Source organism: Demequina ureilytica (genome assembly GCF_048553575.1).
Classification (GTDB): domain Bacteria; phylum Actinomycetota; class Actinomycetes; order Actinomycetales; family Demequinaceae; genus Demequina.
This window is the reverse complement of record NZ_JBLZIE010000001.1, coordinates 105,938-124,021: the sequence shown is the minus strand read 5'-3', so window position 1 is coordinate 124,021 and position 18,084 is coordinate 105,938. Positions and strand designations below refer to the sequence as shown.

The following is an 18,084-nucleotide window of genomic DNA, read 5'->3' as shown; positions in this document are numbered from 1 at the left end:
CGTCCGCGTGGCTGGCCGTAACTGACTTTGCGACGTCATCCTCGGTTACTGCCTCTTGCGTTTACCAGACCTTGTCCGGTCCGTGCTTTTCGCGCCAAGCGCGGTCCATGCTGCCAGCGCCACTGAGCCGCACGAAGGTGCGGCCACCCACGTCAGTGCGCAGGCGCTTATGCGCGAGGGGTTACTGGGACCCGGAACTGTGGCTGGCGGCCTTCCCGCGCCGCTGTGCGCCAGACGCAGTCCCAGCCCACATGCTTGCCGGGGATAGCCAGCATCGTGATTTGGCATGACAGGAGTTACCTGTTCGTTCGGTCCCACGGGTGGACTCCGCGCATGCTCGCACTTACACCGAACGTGCCGAACTGGATTGTGACTGCGCTGTCTCGCGACAGGCGGCTTTCAGCCCTAGGTGCCTGCGGCCTCCGACAGCGCGCCGTACTGCCCAGCCCCCCTATCAGTCCGGGCTGCCGTTCGACGCGGAGGATGAGGTTCAGTAACCTTCCCCGTCGTGTTCTTTGAGTGTTGGGCCCGCTGAGTAGACGCCGTCTGCATAGTCCGCGATGACCGCTAGGTCGTCGTACTGCTGATCGAGTAGCGCGGCGAGGTCAGGGAAGTCGGCATACTCCTGTGTGTCGGGTAGTTGTCCTGCGTAGCGGAACGCGGTGCCAGTCGTGTCTGCCTCATGCAGCATCACAATGAACCGCGCGACCTCTCTTGGGAATGGCTCCGGTAGTGCGAGAGCAGAGTAGTGAGTACTGGCCGCATTCAGCAGTTTGTGTAAATTGTGGCCCAATTCGTCCTTGAACCGCTTTTTCGAGATGGCCTGTCTAAGTTCGAACGTGTCGCCTTCGACATAAGCGACGCGGATGTGCACGAGAAGGCGGATGAGGTTTTTCAGTTCGAGTTCGAACGCTTGCCGGTAGAGGGCGAGGAACGGCAGGAGGATGAGGTCGTCCTCATTGTTCCCCGCGAAGGACTTGGCGAGCCGTTGCGCGGCGAAGCGGTACGAGAGCGCGTAGTCCCGATCCGTCTGATAGGGGTATCTGACGACGAGGCGGCGATATACCTTGTTTGGCACCGATTCAAGCAGGCGGATGGATTTCGACGGTGGATGGTGCATGGCTCATCGTGGCACCATTTGGCTTCACGAAGCCAGCGATCTTTCACAGTGCGGGCTCGACGGCGCACGCCACGCCGTAGATCGATGGCCCTCCGTGATGGGCACGGCGATCAAGAGTTCGCGGCCAGGACCTCAACGACCTCTGGGCTCTCCGGCGACAGTTCCCGCCAGTCCAATTGAGCCAGTGCTTTGAGTGCCCGGCTGCGCTCGGGGACGCCGAACTTGGCCGCAATCATGAACCGTATTGCTTCGCGTGCAGTCTGCCGCACGTAGCCTTCTGGGTCGTGGGCAGCCAGGTGCCGCATCACTTCCGCTGGCGTCACCCTGCCTATTGCCAGTTGCTCACGGACTGAAGGAGAAGGATCCCTTGCCAGGTTCCAGAACACCCGCAACGGCACGGTGCGGTTCACGCAGACGACGCCCCGGATTCGTTCATCTTCATCGCGCGCTAACTCTTCGATGAGTTCCAGGGGTGAGTTAGGTGCTGCAGCCGCCTGCACCCTCAACTCCCGTCGCATATGAGCCAATCGCACCATCACATCCGGAGGGGCGGCGCGATTGGTAACCAACCAGCGAGTCACCTCGTCGTCTTGATCGTCAACCAGAGCGCGCAAGATTTGGGCAGGTGTGGACGGGTTGTGTGCGACACGTTTACGTACTTGCATGTCTGGGTCAGTGGCGAGCGCGTGGAGCGATTGGGCTGGTGCTAACGGATTGGATGCCACCCCGCGCCTGACCAGTACCGACTTGGCCTTCGCTGCTCGGGTCAACACGAGCGAAGACGCGTGCGGATGCGCGGCCGCGTACTGACGCACCGAAGCCACGTCGGCTGACAACATCGAGTCAATCTGACTCCTGGGGGTCGTGCGGTTCTGCGCTACGGCACGCCGAACTACCTCCGAAGGATCCTCTGCCAACGCCGCGAGGACCCGTTGGCTTACCCACGGGCTGCCCGCCGCCGCCGCACGCGTCGGGGGATCATCAGAGGACGCTAGGTTCTCAACGATCTCTATTGGAGCGCCACGATTTCGTGCCGCAGCAGCCCTGGCCTTCGCGTCTTTGCTATGTAATGCCGCCTTGATCGCCGAGACGTCCTCGGTGCGTTGCAGCCACCACGGCGATCCCACTGGGGCCGGTAGGTCCTGCGAGCGGGAGCCGGGAGTAGTGGCACCATGAGTGTCGATCTGCTCGGTGAGCCAGAAGTTGCGTGCCTTCAGCGTCAACTCGCTGTCTAGATGCCACGGCTCGGGAAGCAGGGGTAGGCGGACTTGCTGACCCGGCGCGTAGTCGCAGAACACCTCGATGTCGGTGTCGTTCGGAAGCACGCAGGCATCGAACCCCTGTGCCTCCAGTTCCTCCAAGACAGATGCGGCGTCAACCGGACTGCTTCCGACGCGTTCGAACAGCAACGAGCGCCCGGGACGCAGGTACGTGACGTCCACAACAGCGAGGGACCCCTCCCACGGCACGCACCGCACCACGTCACCGCGCCGCAAGAACACTATGTCCGGCGTCTCGACCAGCATGTAGAGACCGTGGCTGTCGGGCACTGCGACCGCGCGCACGCTAGTTTCGTCGTGTCCTTGGCACGCCTCGGGCTCCAAGAGCACCTGTACCGCGAACTCACGCATCATAAGGGTGACGTTACCGCTTGCATTTTCGCCATCGTCTGACTCGCTGGTGGGCCAGGGCGCGGTATGACTCGGTAACGCCCCTGGCTAGCGGATCCTCAGGCGATCAGCGCTGAAGTCTTGCCGCAGCATGTCGGGGAACTCGAACGCGACCACACTCTGCTTGGTGAGCCCTGCCCGACCGTTGATCCGGTGCGCCACCATACGCTGTCGACGCATCGAGCCCGCGGCCGCCGCCTCGGAGACCACCCAGCGGTCATCGCGCGAATCGGCGAGAGCAAAGGCTTGTTCCTGGTGTCAGACGCTGTTCGTAGTCTCGCGGTGGAGGTTCATCATGGGTGTGAGAGTCGTCGTTGGTCCCGGTCCCCTCGATGCTGGCTGGGGCGGTGCTGATGTGACTGTTCCGTCCTTACCGTCCGAGGTGGAGTGGCAACTGTCGCCGACGACGGCGATGTTGCTTGAAAAGGCCGGGCGGGCAATCGGCTGGCTCGAGCATGCGCACCGGTCCAATATGCCGTCCGAGGCCGGGATGTGGAACACGTTGCTCAATGAGGCACACGCATCTGCGACGCTCGCGTACGGCCCGGTGCGGAGGGATCGTGCGCGTGCAAAACTTGCCGAGGGCCGTGACTGGGTTAGCGACATGCATGATGCACCAACGGCGGCCGCCGGGATGCTGCAGGTGCTGACGGGACTGACCCCGCAACAACCACAGTGGCACCCAGATCCGATCGTCGCCGGGATGATGCGCCTGACCGAGTCGCAGCCGTCGGCTCTGAAACGTGGCGGCAGTGCTCTCCCCTCGTTCACCGAGGGTTTCGCTCAAGATGTCAGCGATTTGCTGTCGAACCACAACGCACCAGCGCTGGTCAAAGCCGCGCTGGCGATGCTGACGGCTGCAGCCGTGGACCCTGACGATCCACACACAGGCATGCTCGCCCGCCATCTTTTCCTACAGGTGCTGATGGAAGCCGACGGCTGCGCATACCAGTGGGTACCGCCAGTGTCCTGGGGGCTGCTGGCCAGTCCCGGCGATTGGGAGCGTGTGGCATCAGTGTTCGCTGTCGATGGCGCACCTTCGCGTGTGGCCGTCGACGACGCACTGGCGACAGTGTTCCGTGCCGTCGCACACGGCGCGATGACAATGGGCTACTTCGTCGAAGGAGCGGGCGGAGATGCCCGACAGATCGCGGCCGCGCTGAAGCCTGAGTCGCGTTTAGTGACTCGCAGCCAACGCAAGGTCATTGACGTGCTGGTCGGGTTGCACTCCGTCACCTACGCCCAGTTGCAGTCGCTCACGGAAGTGGGGCCGCGGACGCTATCCCGAGTGCTGGCGGAACTTGAAGCAACGGGACACGTGGACGTCAAAGCCCATCGCAGCGACCGTGCTCTCGACGTGGTCCGTGCTCGTCGCCTGCTGTGGAAGCCGGTACTGGAAGCCATTCGCCATTATCCGTTGCCCGGGGAGCCCTGGCCCGACGCCGCGTAGACGCGCGCTGCGAGGGTCATGAACCGGGTCCCATCGCCCCGCTCGCGAAGGTCCCTGAGCGCCACGGAGTAGAACCGTGACAGGTCCGTGGCACGAGGAACGAGCGGGCTGCCGACCACCACGTCCCTAGCCATGTGAGACAGGTACCACCGAGGCCGGGACAATCCTGCGGCCACAATGATCGCGGACGACCAGGACCGTGCGAGCACATCATCCACGCCGGCCGCGATCGCGCGCGCAGCGAACGTCGCCGCCCGCTCATACACACAAGGCACAGAGCCGTCTGGGCCGAAGTGGCCTGCCAGGTTGGGAAACCCCCCGGTGGTCAGATGTGCTTGTGCGAGGGCCGCGGCTGCGTCGTGGCAGACGTATATGTGGCGCATGCGCCGGGCAAGTACCTGCTCGGCCAGCGGCTTATCGGACGCGAAAGACTCGTCGACATTGCGCCAGCGTGCCGCCGCCTTTGGTTCGCAACCGAACGTGATCGCTGTGGCATCGAGTGCGAGATCGGCTTTGAGGGAAGTCGTTGTCTGGGTCAGTGCGCCTTCCCAGCGGTAGTCGCGCTCGCCCAAGTCCCATGCAGACTCGAACTCGAACCCGGTCGCGAGTGGGACGGTGTTGAGTCCGCTGATACCGACCGTGCGTCGGAAGGCGTGCTGGTCGTAGCGCACCCTCGGGGCGACCGCGGGGAGGTGACGTGCCGGGTGCAGCGGATGCGCGACGTCGGACAGGCGCACAGGGACCGGAGCAAACGCCACCTGTGGCATGACATCAACTGCGCCGTGTGCCGTTATCGTCATCGTCATCGTGCGCCTCCCTGTCAGAGGTCTCGGTGCAGCCGCAACGCGAGCCGCACAGTCGGATCGTTGGCATCGAACGTCGGGAACGCTCCAGTCGGACCAGAGGGGCCGAACGCACGGTCGAGCATCGTCACTGCTCCGGTGTTGTCGGGAGAGAGCCCGACTTGCAGGTGGCACCAATGCGCCCAAGCCTCGTCCCGACTGTGTTCGCCACCGTTGAAGATGAAGCGCGCCGGCCCACGACCATAGATCGCGGGACCGTCATCTCGGGTGATGACACCTCGTTCCCAATGCTCGAAACGTTGATCCCAGCACACCGCGGGCAGACCGCCTCCCCGATGTATCTCCCCCTTGTGGACGTACGCCCAATCATCGCCCCGGACTACCGCAGGCTTGTGATCCCGTGTGATGCGCCCGTGCTGGGCCCAGATCTCCCAGGTGGAGGACTCCAGTGCAGGCAGGTTCGGGTCCTCGCGGTGGAGGCGACCGGCTCGGTCCAGCCACCGGCGGTGCGGCCATGGCATGGCATCCCGATCCCATTCAGGTAGATCCAGGTCGCCGCGATCATCCTCGAAGCGCGCCTCCAGAGGAGTAGCCGAATCGGGAAGTCCCGCTTCCCACGCGCACCGCTCACACGTGGCCCGCTCGTCGTCATCCAAGTGCAACCCACGCGCGGCGCACCCGAACATCACTAACTCAGGAGCAGCGGCAACGTGCTCGATCTCAGCGGCCGATGCCGGAAGAGCGCCGCACGCCCACGTCTGCGTCAACGCCGTCATCGCCGACCGCCACGAACTCGCCGGCCAGGAGCGACACCGTGGCGATCGCAGGGGCGTGGGCTACGCGCGGAGGAAGGGCTGCTCGCGACTCGGCCGTAGGCTCTCGGTATACGGGATATGGACGCCGGGAACGCTGCGAGTTGTGTCGGGCACCTCCCGCACATCTCGTTTGTGGTGCCAATATCGTGGATGGCCCGTCGGTGGAGGTCAGGGTTCCGCCGAGCATGGGCGCTCCGGCGACCTCTCTTCCTCCTCATAGCCGCACAGTACCTACGACGTGTGACACGCGAATGGTGGCTGCTTTTCCACAGTTTCGGAGCCTGTCGGACGAGGAAAGGCCGTGCACGCCCGCTAGCCTGTTCACACGAACGGGTCTGCGTCTAGAGTTCCGTTGAGCACCGATGGCGGGAGTGAGTCGATGGTGAGCGAGTACAGACGGACCTGCAACGCGTGCGGCAAAGTGTGGCACACCCTCGTGGGCAAGGAAGAAGAACTCCGTCGCCGACTCGGCGCGAATGCGTCTCAGATGGTTGCAGGGTGTGGAAGTCCCAATACGTCGTCGCAGGGCATGGCTACGAGCAGGCTCATCAACGCCGACCTTGAGAGTTTGCGCACGTGCCCTGAGTGCGGGTCGTCGAACTACAGCGAAGAGACGGTCACATATGAGGACCCGACCGCTCGGTAGGTTCGGAAGTTGGGTAATCCTGGTGCTCTGGCAAGGACTACTCGGTCCCCGCTGGAACAGTCGGCGCAACGTGGTCTGCCGGTACTTTCCGACGTGCTCACAGTACGGTCGTTTAGCGATGGAGAGACACGGTCTCATCGGGGGAGCCCGCCGCACCATCCGTCGGGTGAAACGTTGCGTTCCTGCGAACACGGATACGTGCGTGGACTTCCCGTGAATCCGAGAACCGAAGCGGGTCCATAGGGCGCGTGAAAGACCAACTGTCTAGACCGCCGGGTGCGAATTCATCAGGTATCTACGAGGTCGACGTGGGATGCTCGTGCCGTGACAAGGTCCGTGTGGCACTACAGTTCCGCGCGCAACGCGCTGTCGATCGTTCGAAGCGGCGAGTTGTGGGCACACAGGTCTTCTCAGATGACGGACGACTCGCTTGAGATCGTTTACGCGCTCCGGCAGATCCGCCGCTTCGCACTCGACGAAGAGCCCGGTCTCCTCAGTGCCACTACCCGAGACCTCATTGCGAACGCCCTGGAAGTTCCTAACCCGAGCGAGCAGCAACGCAGCGTCTTCGTGCTGTCCGCCTGCGCGGACGGCGCATCCGACTATCTGTGGGACAAGTACGCGGGCCCAACGGGTGTTGCAATCGAGATCGCCACTACGCCAAGGGTGTTGTTACGCCGTGCGCTAGCAGAGCCCGAGCCGCTTACAGGCTGGTACCCAGTCGCTTACACGGATGACCACCAACGAACGCTGGTTCGCGACCTTGCCGACACCCTCGAGCGGAACATCAACTACGGCGAGCGTTATCCGACGCACCCGGTCTGGTCTCGATATGTGGGGCTGTCGGGACGGGACGTCGCAAGTCTGATTAGCCCGCTCGTTTCCACGATGAAGCACCCCGATTTCCTCTCCGAACGCGAGTACCGATACGTCGATCGACCTGGAATCGGAGACGCGATTGAGACCAACGCAGCGACTGGTCGCGACTTCACGCGAATCAAGCCGACCGACAGAGGTTTGCCGATCCTGAAGGTCGCGCTCGGTCGCGACTGCGGTGAGCGTCACTATGCGGAGATGCGTAGTTTGCTAAGGCGAAAGGACCAGTCGGCCTCGATAGCCAGACAGACTCGCTGAATCGCCCCCGACCAGTTGTTCATGCCGAGTGTGTTGTGAGCCCTTCATGCATATTGGCGCAGGCCCTGTCAGGTGTGTCGAAACGAACGTCGTTTGGTGCCGCTTGCTCTCGAGTCTGGAGCGCAGATCTCCACCGGGCGGGGACGCAATCCTCCGGGCACCAAGCAGTGTCCTACACGGTTGGTCCTCCACCATCGCGACGAACACTGGCAACGATTCCGCGGCTGGCACCACAGATGGCGGGCGTGGTGCGACTGGACGAATGGCGAGACCGGCGACCAGCAGAGCCCTTCCTGAGAATTGCCGGTCGTGTCTGCCACACCGGCTCCGCCAGTTTGGAGGTCGTGCACTAGCGGCCGCTGTGTGATCGCCGGATCCTCGTAAAGGCCCCGTGCGAGTTGCCGCAACTCATAACGAAGGTCGGTTCGCTCATGGGTACCCATTGCGGGCAGACACGCACGAGTTGCAGCAACTGTGCCCGGACTCTCGTTGGCGGACTCCCGTCGATACACAAGACTGCTCGCGAAGGTCCAGTGCGAGTTGCCCCAACTCTCGACGAAGGTCGGTTTTCACCTAGTTGGCCTTTGCAGCCGCGCACGCACGAGTTGCCCCAACTCTGGCCTCATCTGAGCAGTGCCAGTGCTGGGCCGCCGAGCGCGGGCTATGAACCCGACTGCGTCTTCTCGGGACGGCGTTCTGAACGCTCCGGGTGCACGCTCTGGGCATAGTCCCAGGGTCTAGCGGTGCTTGCAGCAAGCCGCAACGAAGGTCGGTTTTTCACTGGTCGCCCGTTGCAGCGATTTACGCACGAGTTGCCCCAACTCTGGCCCTTTCAGCGGCTACGCCCCCTCCACTCCCTTTGCCCTCACTGTGCCCGCCACGTGCCCACTCACCGTCAGTGAGACGGAGGGCGGGGTCGAGCCTCGCTTGCACATGGATCGAGCGATCCAGCGGGCACCAACCCAGGGGCTGTGCCTCCTCGCATGTGACGCCGTCCTCGCCGTGAATGCCTTGGCCCTGCTGCCGTCGCCTCGACGTCGAGCACGGGGCGGCACCGCTCGACAGTCGTTACTACCGCGAGTTCACGCATCCGGAGCACTTGGTGCCCCAAGACGGAAGGAACACTCCTATGGCTGCATCAGGAGACTTCAACCACGTCACGTTTGGTGTCGCCCACGAGGGCGTGGCTGACTCGTACGTTGTGACCGTCCTCGACGGAGCCCCCGTGCCTGCCCGCGCGTGCGCCGTCATTGGCCGCCTGTTGGCCGTCGAGTTGCTGCGCGACGCGGTGGAGCCACGGGTACTGCGGCAAGTGCTCGGGCCCATTTCGACCCACGGACCTCGGGTGCCTCAGGCCGGCTCTGCTCAAATTCGGCTCGACCGGCAGGCCGATCTCAGGGTCGGTGACGTGCGGCACCGTGGCCCTGGGGTGCTGTCTTGGCTGGCGTGCGGTAGAGGGCATCTGCGTTGCGCGATCGGGGCGGTTCTATGCTTTCGGCATGTTCTGCTTGTCGTGTGGGTCGGCTCTTGATCGGTACCGCTTCTGCTCGACGTGCGCGGCGTTCGCTGACATCACTGAGGATTCTTCCGGTGAGACGAGTTCTGACACTCAGGAAGATGCAGAGGGTTGAGGTGCGGATCGGCGTCGCTGTCAGTACGCGGTTCGTAGGGTGCTAGATCGAGCGGGACTGCCAAGAGTTTTGGTGGCTCGGTAGGTCATGTCGCTCATGCGCCGCTCGGACTTTCGGACCCCTCGGTCGCCGGGGCCCGGTGTGGCTCTCTTGGCTGCTGGCGGTGGTGGGCGCGCGGCAGACGACGGGACTGAGGGCGTGATGGTGAGCGAAGGGCGACGGAGGCGGCTGCGGAAAAGACGGCCGAGGCAGGAGGGCGGGAGCGGCGGATGGGTGTTGCGCGGCATGTCGCTCGAAGGGTTGGCAGACGAGTTCACGGCTTGCATCTTCGATTGGTCAAGGGAGCAACGGCCGGCAGAGTCAGGTGCGAGACGCTGGCTCTGGGGCGATCTCATGGCAGTCGACCTTGCCGATGTTGAATTTCCGCCTTTGCACCAACCGCGGTGTTCGAGGCCAGGCTCATCGGTCTGCGGCCGGATACCAGAGAGCCTCGTGTCTTGGCGGTGCCCTACCTTGGTGCGAGCAGTGATGGGTCCGCTACTCCATTCTCTTTAGAGGCTTTGGCGTCTGCTGCTTGCGAGTGTGAGCCAGTTCGCCACCTCTTCAATCGTCTCGGAAGGTCGAGGCGCAGTCCCGTAGACGACGATCTCGCGGTAGCGCGCGTGAGCAAGTGCAAGCGGAAGTAAAGGGTGCTCACGGAGCCGGACAACGTACGCGCCGGACGTCAGAAGGTCTCTCGTTTTCCGCTGGTCAACGGCCCTTCTCTCGTCGGATGAGTGCCAGTACGCACCGTCGTACTCGATGATGAGCAGCGCACCGTCCGGCAAGTCGACAGCGATATCCACATCCCAGAACTTGCGCGCCTCGAACTCTGGAGACTGCAGTCGCCTCCCGGACGCCGCAACACCAAAGCGGCGCTTCGCTGCGGCACCGTGGTCGAGTTCCACTTGCGACTTTCCCGACTGCTGGCACTCCGGGCAGCCCGCCCCGTTGACGCGGGCTCCTGGTGCCATTGGCCAGACGTGGTTGGGATCGGCCGCACATTCCCAGGTAGGTGTGAAGTCGAGGTCTCCAGTCGGCCTGACGTGCCAGGCACTCAGTGGGTTCGAGGCCGACCACTGTTTTGCGAGATCTGGGTGGTGATATGCGAGGGAGTCGAGGACGGAGTCGCAGCGCGGGCATCGGCGGCGTGAGCCTTTGTCGCGGTCTGCAGGACTGGCACACCACTCGTGACCACATGCACGGCAAAGCCACCACACCTGGCGCTTGGAACGAGGCCCCACGTCGCCGACTTCGCGTGAACTGTTGCGCGTGGGGTGCCATTGAGACGCGATCTCCGACCGCAGCCAGACCTCATGCTCGTCGGGGGCCGCAGCCGCACCGAGAGAAGCATCAACCGCTACTTCCTCGTCGGGCGTTTCCAGGACCGAGCCCAGGTGAGGAATGGGCAGCCCTTGCCGACGGCAGAACGGGCAGCCACGGTCGAGATAGGTGAGTGGAGTGACCCGCGGATGATGGCCGTTTGTGCAGGTGAATCTCCGCACCATGTGGTCGAGCACTGGGACGCGGTTGGGGTCGAGGTCGTCATCCCAGGCGTCGGCAAGGAGCGGTATGTCTGCCACAGCGAAGTGCGAGAGCCGCTCGCGTCGTTCCTGTCGCTCTGCGCGAGCACGCTCGTTGCATGCCGGGCATCCGTGGCCCGAGGTCATGTCCAGGACTTTGGCCTGGAAGCGGTGGTGGCACTCCGGGCAGGCCCACCACGCAATGAGGTGCGCTTTTTCGGTACGCGAGTTCCAGTCATTCGGATCGTTGCGCTCGTGATCCCACCATGATGCGGACGGATGACTAGAGTCACGCAACAGGGACTTTTTGCCGCGCTCGACGGGCGACTGCCGTCGCGCGTTAACGCGGCATCGGCAGCCGAATGCGATGTCACCGAGGCGTTGCGCGGAAAGGGCCCGACACTGCTTGCAACGGACGTGGTGCGGGTCGTTAGGCAGCGACGGCTCGGTCAACGGTCCGAGATAGTCAAACCCATGGGCCGAGGCCGTGCTCTCGGCTTCGGCGCGTGCGACGGGTACGACCGGTTCTGGCGCGTAGCCCCGGAGGTTCTCGCGATTCCTCGCGGCCCACTCGCGCCAGTGGCACGCTCGGCACACGCCGGACGTGTTCAGGTCCAGCCCCGAGGAGGCACCTGGAGCCTTTTCGAGCGCGTAATCGATGCGGTAATGCGCCTCGCAGCCGCACGAGACGCAGCGCGTGAGGGCGTGCTGTCCGCGCTTCGTTGGGATCTCGAGCAGGGTCACGCCAGCATCGAGATAGACCGCTGCCGTGTGCGGCTCGCACCACGCTGGGCGAGAGCGTGCTCGAAAGATCGCCGGCGACTCGCAACCGGGGTGGCTGCACGGCTGGTTTCGGTTCGTAGTCATGGTGACCGGATCTGGAACTTTGGAGTCGCTTGAGTGACTGACTGCTTGAGGGCAGGTCCCTCAAGGGGCCCCTGGTAGCGACTCGCACACGACACCATCTCCGTCGGCATCGAGACGCCCGACATCGCCGTAGTGCCGGTAGTAGCGGTCGTGCCACTCCTGGGCGTCGGACCAGCGCGAGAAGTCGCCGCAGTTCTTGGTGTCGCCCGGGTTCGGTGGCACCGCTCCGCCGCCCCCTCCGGTGCCGACTCCTACACCGACAGTGTCATCGAACCGGTACATGAACGCCGCCATCGCGTCACGGGTGATTGAGGAGAACGGACGGAACGTTCCGTCGGACCATCCGGTGGAGACGCCTTCGTCTGCAAGCCAGGTGATCTCCTTGTAGAAGCCGCCAGACGTGCGAATGTCTTCGAACGGAGACCGAGCGGGAGCGCGGTATGACGGCTCGCCCGCCAGCCGGTACATGAACGCCGCCATCGCATCACGAGTGACCGGACGGAATGGCTTGTACTCGCCGTCGGAGTAGCCCGTCGTCACCCCAGTCGAAGCGAGCCAGGTGATCTCCTTGTAGAAACCTGAACCGGGCTTGACGTCCTTGAAGGGAGACTTCGCGGGAGGGTTGAATGATGGCTCGCCGGCCAGGCGGTACATGAACGCCGCCATCGCGTCACGGGTGACCGGGGAGAACGGGCGGAAGGTGCCGTCGCTGTACCCGGTGGAGATGCCTTCCTCGGCAAGCCAGGTGATCTCAGCGCGGAACTGCGAGTCGTCGTTGATGTCGGTGAACGAGTAACCGCCCCCGGAACCAGACACCATCTTCGTTGGAAGGGTTACGGCCTTGGAACCGCATGAGCCGGAGAGGTACGTCGACAGCGCGGACTTCTCTGAGGCGTCCACGGACAGGCCCCACCGGTACTTCACCAGCACCCACTCAGTCGCGTACGTGCAGTGGTAGGCGTTGGCCGGTGGCATCCACTCGGCAGGGTCGCGGTCAGATTTCGACCGGTTCGACGACGCGCTCACCGCGATCAGCGAGTAGTCCACACCAAGGTCGTTGGCGAACTGCTCGCGCTGGGTGGATGTCCAAGTGTGTGCGCCGGACCTCCACGCTTCTGCCAGAGGCACCATGTGATCGACGTCGAACGAAGATGGGTCTGTCGTGGTCGTTCCATCGAACTTCGATGACCATGCACCTCCCGACAGGTAGCAGCCACTGCTGCTGACCGACGGCTTAGTCGTCGCTTCGTCGATCAGTACCTCGTATCGGGTGTTGCAGCCATCACTGTCGGCGTCGATCCAGTGGCGAAAGTTCGCCCGGTCGTACGTCGTCGTCTGCGTCTCAGAACGCACCGTCAGTTCCGCGAGCACGGCTGCTGCGGTCGAGGACGCTGCGGCCGCTGGTTGAGCCACCGTGATCGTGAGCGAGAAGGTCAGGGCCAATAGGGCCATGACCGCTAGCGGACGGGTCGTGCGCATGGATTGCTCCCTCAGCATTGGCATTGATCCGGAGGCTACACCTGGCTACGGCGGTGCGCCGTGTGCAAGATGCTAGGCAGCGTCTGCCGCAAGGGCATCTTCGTGCGCGGCCACCAGCGTGATGACGGTCGAGATCGTCTCCGCGGGTAGAGACCGCCACCGGCCCCGTCGGGCTCGAAGAAACTCACCGTCCCGCTCTAGCCAGCCGACGATGCGGCTATCCATTGCGTTGATAATCGCGGTCGCTCCGGCGCGCTCGGCGGCATAGAAGCGAAGTTGCGGAGCCATCACTCACACATCGTCGCCCGTTGCTCTGACTCCGGAGCAGCGAGGCGCTGGGCGTGCCAAAGATTCGTGTCGACCCTGGCCGCTACTCTCGAGAGAAGCGCCGACACGTTCAGCGCCAACGCTGGTGCCGCAACGAGGGGACGCATAGTGAGCAGGATCACGCAGCAGGAACTCGAGACACGGCCGAAGGCCTGCGCGGTCCAGACGACGCGGCCCAACATAAGACCTACGCTGCGGCGAGGCTCCTCCGGAAGCGAGCCACCATCGCTCCAACGCCCCCGACGCTTCGGCGGCACGCACGAGCATATGCCTGAGAACTTATAGGAGCGGATTGACGTGAATAACTTGGGAGGTCTTGCCCCGTACCCTTACCAGCAGTTGGCTTGTGCCCTTGCAACCCGCAAGTTTGGGGTCGGTGTCAAAGCGTTTGGTCGCGGTCCAGACGGCGGGCGAGACTTCACCTTTCACGGCCCGATGAACTGGCACGGCGACGGACAGCCTGAACAGGTCTGGAACGGATACACCGTGTTTCAGGTCAAGTTCAGAGAAGAGCACGACACCCGTAGAGAATCCGACACTGAGTGGTTTATACGGCGCGTCAAGGCCGAACTGAACGACTGGCTCTCGCCTGATAGCAAGCGCGACCCCATGCCTGACAACTTAGTCTTCGTGACGAATGTCCATCTCTCCTCGCCCCAAGGAGGAGGGTCTGATCAGGCTCAACAGATCCTCACCGAATTGTTGAACGAGCGCAAGACTGCGAGCAACGAACTTGTATCCAAACGGGCCAAGAAAGTCGTGCGCTGGGCGGTCTGGGACGGACGCGCTATCGACAATCTCGTCAGCGCATACCCCGATGTAAGGAGGGGGTTCCGCTCTCTGTGGACGACCGAGGACTTCCTCGAGATTCTAAGTCGAGACAGGGCAGTCAGGACGACGGAAGAGATACAAGGTGCTCTCGCAGAGGACGCCCGGAAGCGTCTATTGGCTGAGAGGTACATCCGGCTGGAGCAGTCTGGAATTAAGTCTGACGGAAAGGTCCTTCTCACGGACGGGGCGATCGACCTTCCGCTCTCATCGTCCACTGACAGCGCCAAGACAGCGCTGCGGGAGATCATGAGGATGTCTGATGCGTGCCACAACACCGATGCTCCGAACACGACGCCTCGTCATCACATCGTCCTAGTCGCCGGGCCTGGCAACGGCAAATCTACGATTGCCCAGTTGCTCGCACAGATTTACCGTGTCGCCTTCCTTTCTCCACGCGATTCATCAGGTTCTACCTATCGTGATGCCGCGGCCGCCGTTGACGCAGCACTCGAGCGTCTCGGGCTCACCCGCCCGCAGAATCGCCGTTGGCCTTTCCGCATCGATCTCGCCAAGTACGTCGACAGGGCGGGGCAGCCAGATGGCGAAACCGGAATCTACCGCTGGATTGCTTCGGAGATGAGCGCCGGAGATGGAAGCGCTGAGGTCAAGGCCCGCGAGATCAAGCAGTGGCTTGCTGACTGGCCCTCGCTCCTCATCCTCGATGGGCTCGACGAGGTGACCGAAGTCGCCTATCGGAGAAAACTCATCGCAGAGATTGAGACTCTGATCGCTGAAGCCGAACAGGACGGAGCGGACCTTCAAGTCGTACTGACGACACGCCCAACAGGAGGTGAGGACCAGGAGATTCCGGAAGGCAAGTTCCTCACTTTCGGATTGGGGAGGCTAGCGCCTGATGCCGCTCTTGCCTTTGGCAAGCAACTTGTGACCCTGAGGAACGTCGGTGACCCAGACCAAGTTGTTCGGGTAGAGAGTCGTCTCGAGTCAGCATTCTCTAACTCGTCTCTCGCGCCGTTCATTGGAACGCCGCTCCAGGTGTCGATTGTCTCGTTCTTGGTTCAGACCGCCGGCGACCTGCCTTCGGGGCGTTTGGCGGTGTTCGACGGCTACTACGAGGCAGTCCTCCGAAGGGAGATCGACAAGCCGATACCCCTCTCCAAAGTCTTGCAAAAGCACGCTACTCATATCGAGACGCTCCATCGCCAGGTTGGGTTTGTGCTTCAGTGTCGTAGCGAGCGCGCGGCCGGTGCTGCGGCGACAATGCCCATAGACGAGTTCAGACGGCTAGTCGGGGACACGCTCACGAACGCAGGGTTTCCACCAGACTCTCCGGACGTTGACCAGATTCTTGAGGCTGCAACTTCGCGGCTCGTGCTACTCGCTCCGCGCGAGGGAACCCCGGGAATCGGATTCGATGTGCGACCGATCCAGGAGATGTTCGCCGCAAAGTGGATCACGAGCAAGGAGCCGGATCTCATGTGGAGTGCCCTGCCGGTGGTCGCTGCCAGCCCTCAGCATTGGAAGGACACCTGGCTATTTGCTGTAAGCGACGTCTTCGGGCGTGGAGAGGCATCGATAGAGCGGCTCACCAATTTGGTACTCACCCTCGACGATGAGCCGCCGTACCGATTGGCAAGCATTGTGCCTCTCAGCCCGATGCTCGCGGCAAGCATTGTTGACGACGGAATCGCGGATGCCTGGCCAAAGTTTCTGGAGCGGCTGTGCAACAGGGCAGCCGTCATGATTTGGGGCAACGCACCGTGTGATCCCCTCCTCTTGGCCCGCGCGTTGTTGCGCGCGGCATCGATCACGCCGGAACTGCGCAGGACGGTATCCCGCCTCCTTGACGAAGGTGACGCGGGAAGCGAACGTGCGCGCGAAGTGACTGGTCGAGTCAGGTCGCTGGTGGGACAAGTCGTAACAGAACTTGGGGTGGACGCCAGACTCCACGGCTTGTCCACCGGCTCAGCGCGTTCGAGTACGGGAGTGGCCCTTGAGTCGTCGAAGGGCGAAGTGAGGGAGACTATGCGGCGTCGACTCGACCTCATCGAGCACGACCGGGCACTATCAGCAGACGAGTGTGCGGCACTGAAACAAGTTGTCCGGCTCCTCCACACTCCTCGTGAGCCAACTGCTGTTGAACAGGCGGCGCTCGACACGGTCGCATGCAATGGGAACTCACTCCAGGCGCTCCAGAGCGCGCTGTCTGGTGATGTGTCGCCCGAAGTGGCTCGACGCGTGCGGGATCTAATTGTCGTCAGAATTGAACGCGAACCCATTGGAGACAGGGTGGGTCAGATTCTTGGTTGACGCGACAGGTTGACGCGCGTTGTCCGGGAGCGCGCATATAGAAGCAGCGTGCACGCCATCCGTGTAGCCGTCTCGGTGCTGGGCGGTGCGGCGTGGATACTCTCCGAACGCAAGCCCTAGAGACTCACCGGAGGGACCTTTCCTTGTACGCACAAGAGCACACCACAATCCGCATCACACCAGCCCAGCAGGAACTGCTGTCACGCCTGGCCGAAAGGCTCCGCGACCGTGAGTTCCTCAGCGAGTTGCTCACCACCCATGACCCCGACGATTCTGGGCCGGCATCGATACTCGACATCGCCAAGGCACTAAGTGGTGCTGCCGACGGGAAGTCCGTCACTTTCCAGCCCCCGTCCAAGTACGTCGCCGTCGCCGACATTCGCGCCGGATTTGGTATCACCCAGGAAACGATGCGCCGGTGGTGCGCACGCCTCGGGATCACCATGTATCGAGCCAACATTGGCGTCGAGTCGTACCTGGCGCGGGACGACTACGACAAGTTGCGCCAGTGGCGCTTCGCACGAGAGCACCCGAACCTTCCGTGAGACCGCCGGAGAGGCTCTACTGCTCGCGCGAGGCAGGCAAGACGTTAACCGCTGCGGGGCATCCCTTCTAGCCTGGTCGCTCTGGGGCGTTCGCGTTCCACGGGGTGGCGTTCCGGCGCGGAGCGCCGGCCAGGCGGGCGATCAGCCACGTGAGACCGCACACACTGAGCAGGGCAAGAGGAATGACAACTGTTGCGAGCAGTGGGATACCCTTCCTGCGTATGTTGAAGACCAAATGTGAGCCCGCGTTGCGGGTTGCCGCGACGGCGCTGTTGGCTTTAGGTCTGGCGGGCTGTTCCGGAGACCCAGCGGAACTCGCGCCGGACCTACCTCCGGTCGTCACAATGAGTTCCCCCGCGCCAAGCGAGAGCGCGCCTGCGGAACCGACCGAACCTTCACCGCACCCCAGCGAGTCCTCCACCGCAACGCAGAGCCCGGCCGACGGGACACTTGAAGCATGTGCCCTCACATCGGAGCAACTTGAAGCAGTAGTGGAAATCGAGATTGGTGAGTCATCCGAGGATCCCGCCTACGGCTACCCAGGCGACAAGTTGTGCTACTACGACGCAGGCGGCTGGCCTTGGTACACCTATTTCTTGCCTGCCGGTAGCGACCATGCCTTCTCGCAGCGGGTAGGGGTCGAGAGCCGGCACCCCGATGCACAGCCCTTGGCGCTCGACGGCACCCGCGACGGGCTGCTGTACGACGAGGGGCAGCAGGCAGTTTTCGAAGTTGGAGATCTCTTCGTGAAGATTGAGGTCCCACACTCGGACGGTGTCGGTCACGCAGAATCGGTCGCCGCAGCGATCGCGACGTCACTCTCTACCACCCAGTAGTTGCGTCCGAGTGCTTGCGGCGGAAGCCACGCGGCGCACTGCAGGACCGCCAACGTGCCGCTGGAAGTTAGCCGCAGCCAGACCGCCCGAATCAACGGGG

The 18,084-nt window shown here is 63.1% G+C and carries 14 protein-coding genes; 6 read left to right on the top strand and 8 right to left on the bottom strand.

Annotated elements, in window-relative coordinates:
• Nucleotides 1-490: 490 nt before the first annotated feature.
• Nucleotides 491-1,120: a hypothetical protein gene (locus ACNI3K_RS00510; protein WP_419389909.1), complete on the bottom strand. Its 630-nt coding sequence runs from the start codon at nt 1,118-1,120 to the stop codon at nt 491-493.
• A 110-nt stretch (nt 1,121-1,230) separates the two neighbouring features.
• The gene (locus ACNI3K_RS00505; protein WP_419389908.1) at nt 1,231-2,754 is read right to left on the bottom strand and encodes a hypothetical protein; all 1,524 of its coding nucleotides are present in this window, start codon (nt 2,752-2,754) and stop codon (nt 1,231-1,233) included.
• 418 nt (nt 2,755-3,172) lie between these two features.
• Between ACNI3K_RS00505 and ACNI3K_RS00500 the strand changes: the two genes are divergently transcribed.
• Nucleotides 3,173-4,240 (top strand): hypothetical protein, encoded by a 1,068-nt coding sequence (locus ACNI3K_RS00500; protein ID WP_419389907.1) that lies wholly within the window; start codon nt 3,173-3,175, stop codon nt 4,238-4,240.
• Here the strand turns inward: ACNI3K_RS00500 and ACNI3K_RS00495 are convergent.
• Nucleotides 4,201-5,046, bottom strand: a complete 846-nt coding sequence (locus tag ACNI3K_RS00495; RefSeq protein ID WP_419389906.1) for a hypothetical protein — start codon at nt 5,044-5,046, stop codon at nt 4,201-4,203. The two genes, ACNI3K_RS00500 and ACNI3K_RS00495, sit on opposite strands and share 40 nt — an antisense overlap.
• A 14-nt stretch (nt 5,047-5,060) precedes the next feature.
• Nucleotides 5,061-5,699 carry a hypothetical protein gene (locus ACNI3K_RS00490; RefSeq protein WP_419389905.1) on the bottom strand — a complete coding sequence of 213 codons (639 nt, stop codon included), beginning with the start codon at nt 5,697-5,699 and terminating at the stop codon, nt 5,061-5,063.
• 635 nt (nt 5,700-6,334) lie between these two features.
• Between ACNI3K_RS00490 and yidD the strand changes: the two genes are divergently transcribed.
• Together yidD and ACNI3K_RS00480 are read left to right on the top strand one after the other, a co-directional pair.
• A complete protein-coding gene (gene yidD, locus ACNI3K_RS00485) occupies nt 6,335-6,721 on the top strand; it encodes a membrane protein insertion efficiency factor YidD (protein ID WP_419389904.1) in 387 nt (128 codons plus the stop codon).
• A 197-nt stretch (nt 6,722-6,918) separates the two neighbouring features.
• A complete protein-coding gene (locus ACNI3K_RS00480; protein WP_419389903.1) occupies nt 6,919-7,638 on the top strand; it encodes a DUF2971 domain-containing protein in 720 nt (239 codons plus the stop codon).
• Nucleotides 7,639-8,776: 1,138 nt separating this feature from the next.
• On the opposite strand, the gene ACNI3K_RS00475 is transcribed toward ACNI3K_RS00480, so the two are convergent.
• The 4 genes from ACNI3K_RS00475 to ACNI3K_RS00460 all read right to left on the bottom strand — a co-directional run bounded on the left by ACNI3K_RS00475 (nt 8,777) and on the right by ACNI3K_RS00460 (nt 13,468).
• Complete coding sequence (locus tag ACNI3K_RS00475; RefSeq protein ID WP_419389902.1) at nt 8,777-8,974, bottom strand: hypothetical protein; 198 nt, start codon at nt 8,972-8,974, stop codon at nt 8,777-8,779.
• A gap of 846 nt (nt 8,975-9,820) precedes the next feature.
• Complete coding sequence (locus tag ACNI3K_RS00470) at nt 9,821-11,575, bottom strand: zinc-ribbon domain-containing protein (RefSeq protein ID WP_419389901.1); 1,755 nt, start codon at nt 11,573-11,575, stop codon at nt 9,821-9,823.
• 183 nt (nt 11,576-11,758) lie between these two features.
• Entirely contained in the window at nt 11,759-13,177 is a 1,419-nt protein-coding gene (locus ACNI3K_RS00465; RefSeq protein WP_419389900.1) for an S-layer homology domain-containing protein, read from the bottom strand.
• Nucleotides 13,178-13,249: 72 nt separating this feature from the next.
• Entirely contained in the window at nt 13,250-13,468 is a 219-nt protein-coding gene (locus ACNI3K_RS00460) for a hypothetical protein (protein WP_419389899.1), read from the bottom strand.
• Between the two features lie 471 nt (nt 13,469-13,939).
• Between ACNI3K_RS00460 and ACNI3K_RS00455 the strand changes: the two genes are divergently transcribed.
• From ACNI3K_RS00455 to ACNI3K_RS00445, 3 genes are all read left to right on the top strand, one after another.
• Nucleotides 13,940-16,603: an NACHT domain-containing protein gene (locus ACNI3K_RS00455; RefSeq protein WP_419389898.1), complete on the top strand. Its 2,664-nt coding sequence runs from the start codon at nt 13,940-13,942 to the stop codon at nt 16,601-16,603.
• 143 nt (nt 16,604-16,746) lie between these two features.
• The gene (locus ACNI3K_RS00450) at nt 16,747-17,148 is read left to right on the top strand and encodes a hypothetical protein (protein WP_419389897.1); all 402 of its coding nucleotides are present in this window, start codon (nt 16,747-16,749) and stop codon (nt 17,146-17,148) included.
• A gap of 491 nt (nt 17,149-17,639) precedes the next feature.
• A complete protein-coding gene (locus ACNI3K_RS00445) occupies nt 17,640-17,984 on the top strand; it encodes a hypothetical protein (protein WP_419389896.1) in 345 nt (114 codons plus the stop codon).
• Nucleotides 17,985-18,084: the final 100 nt, after the last annotated feature.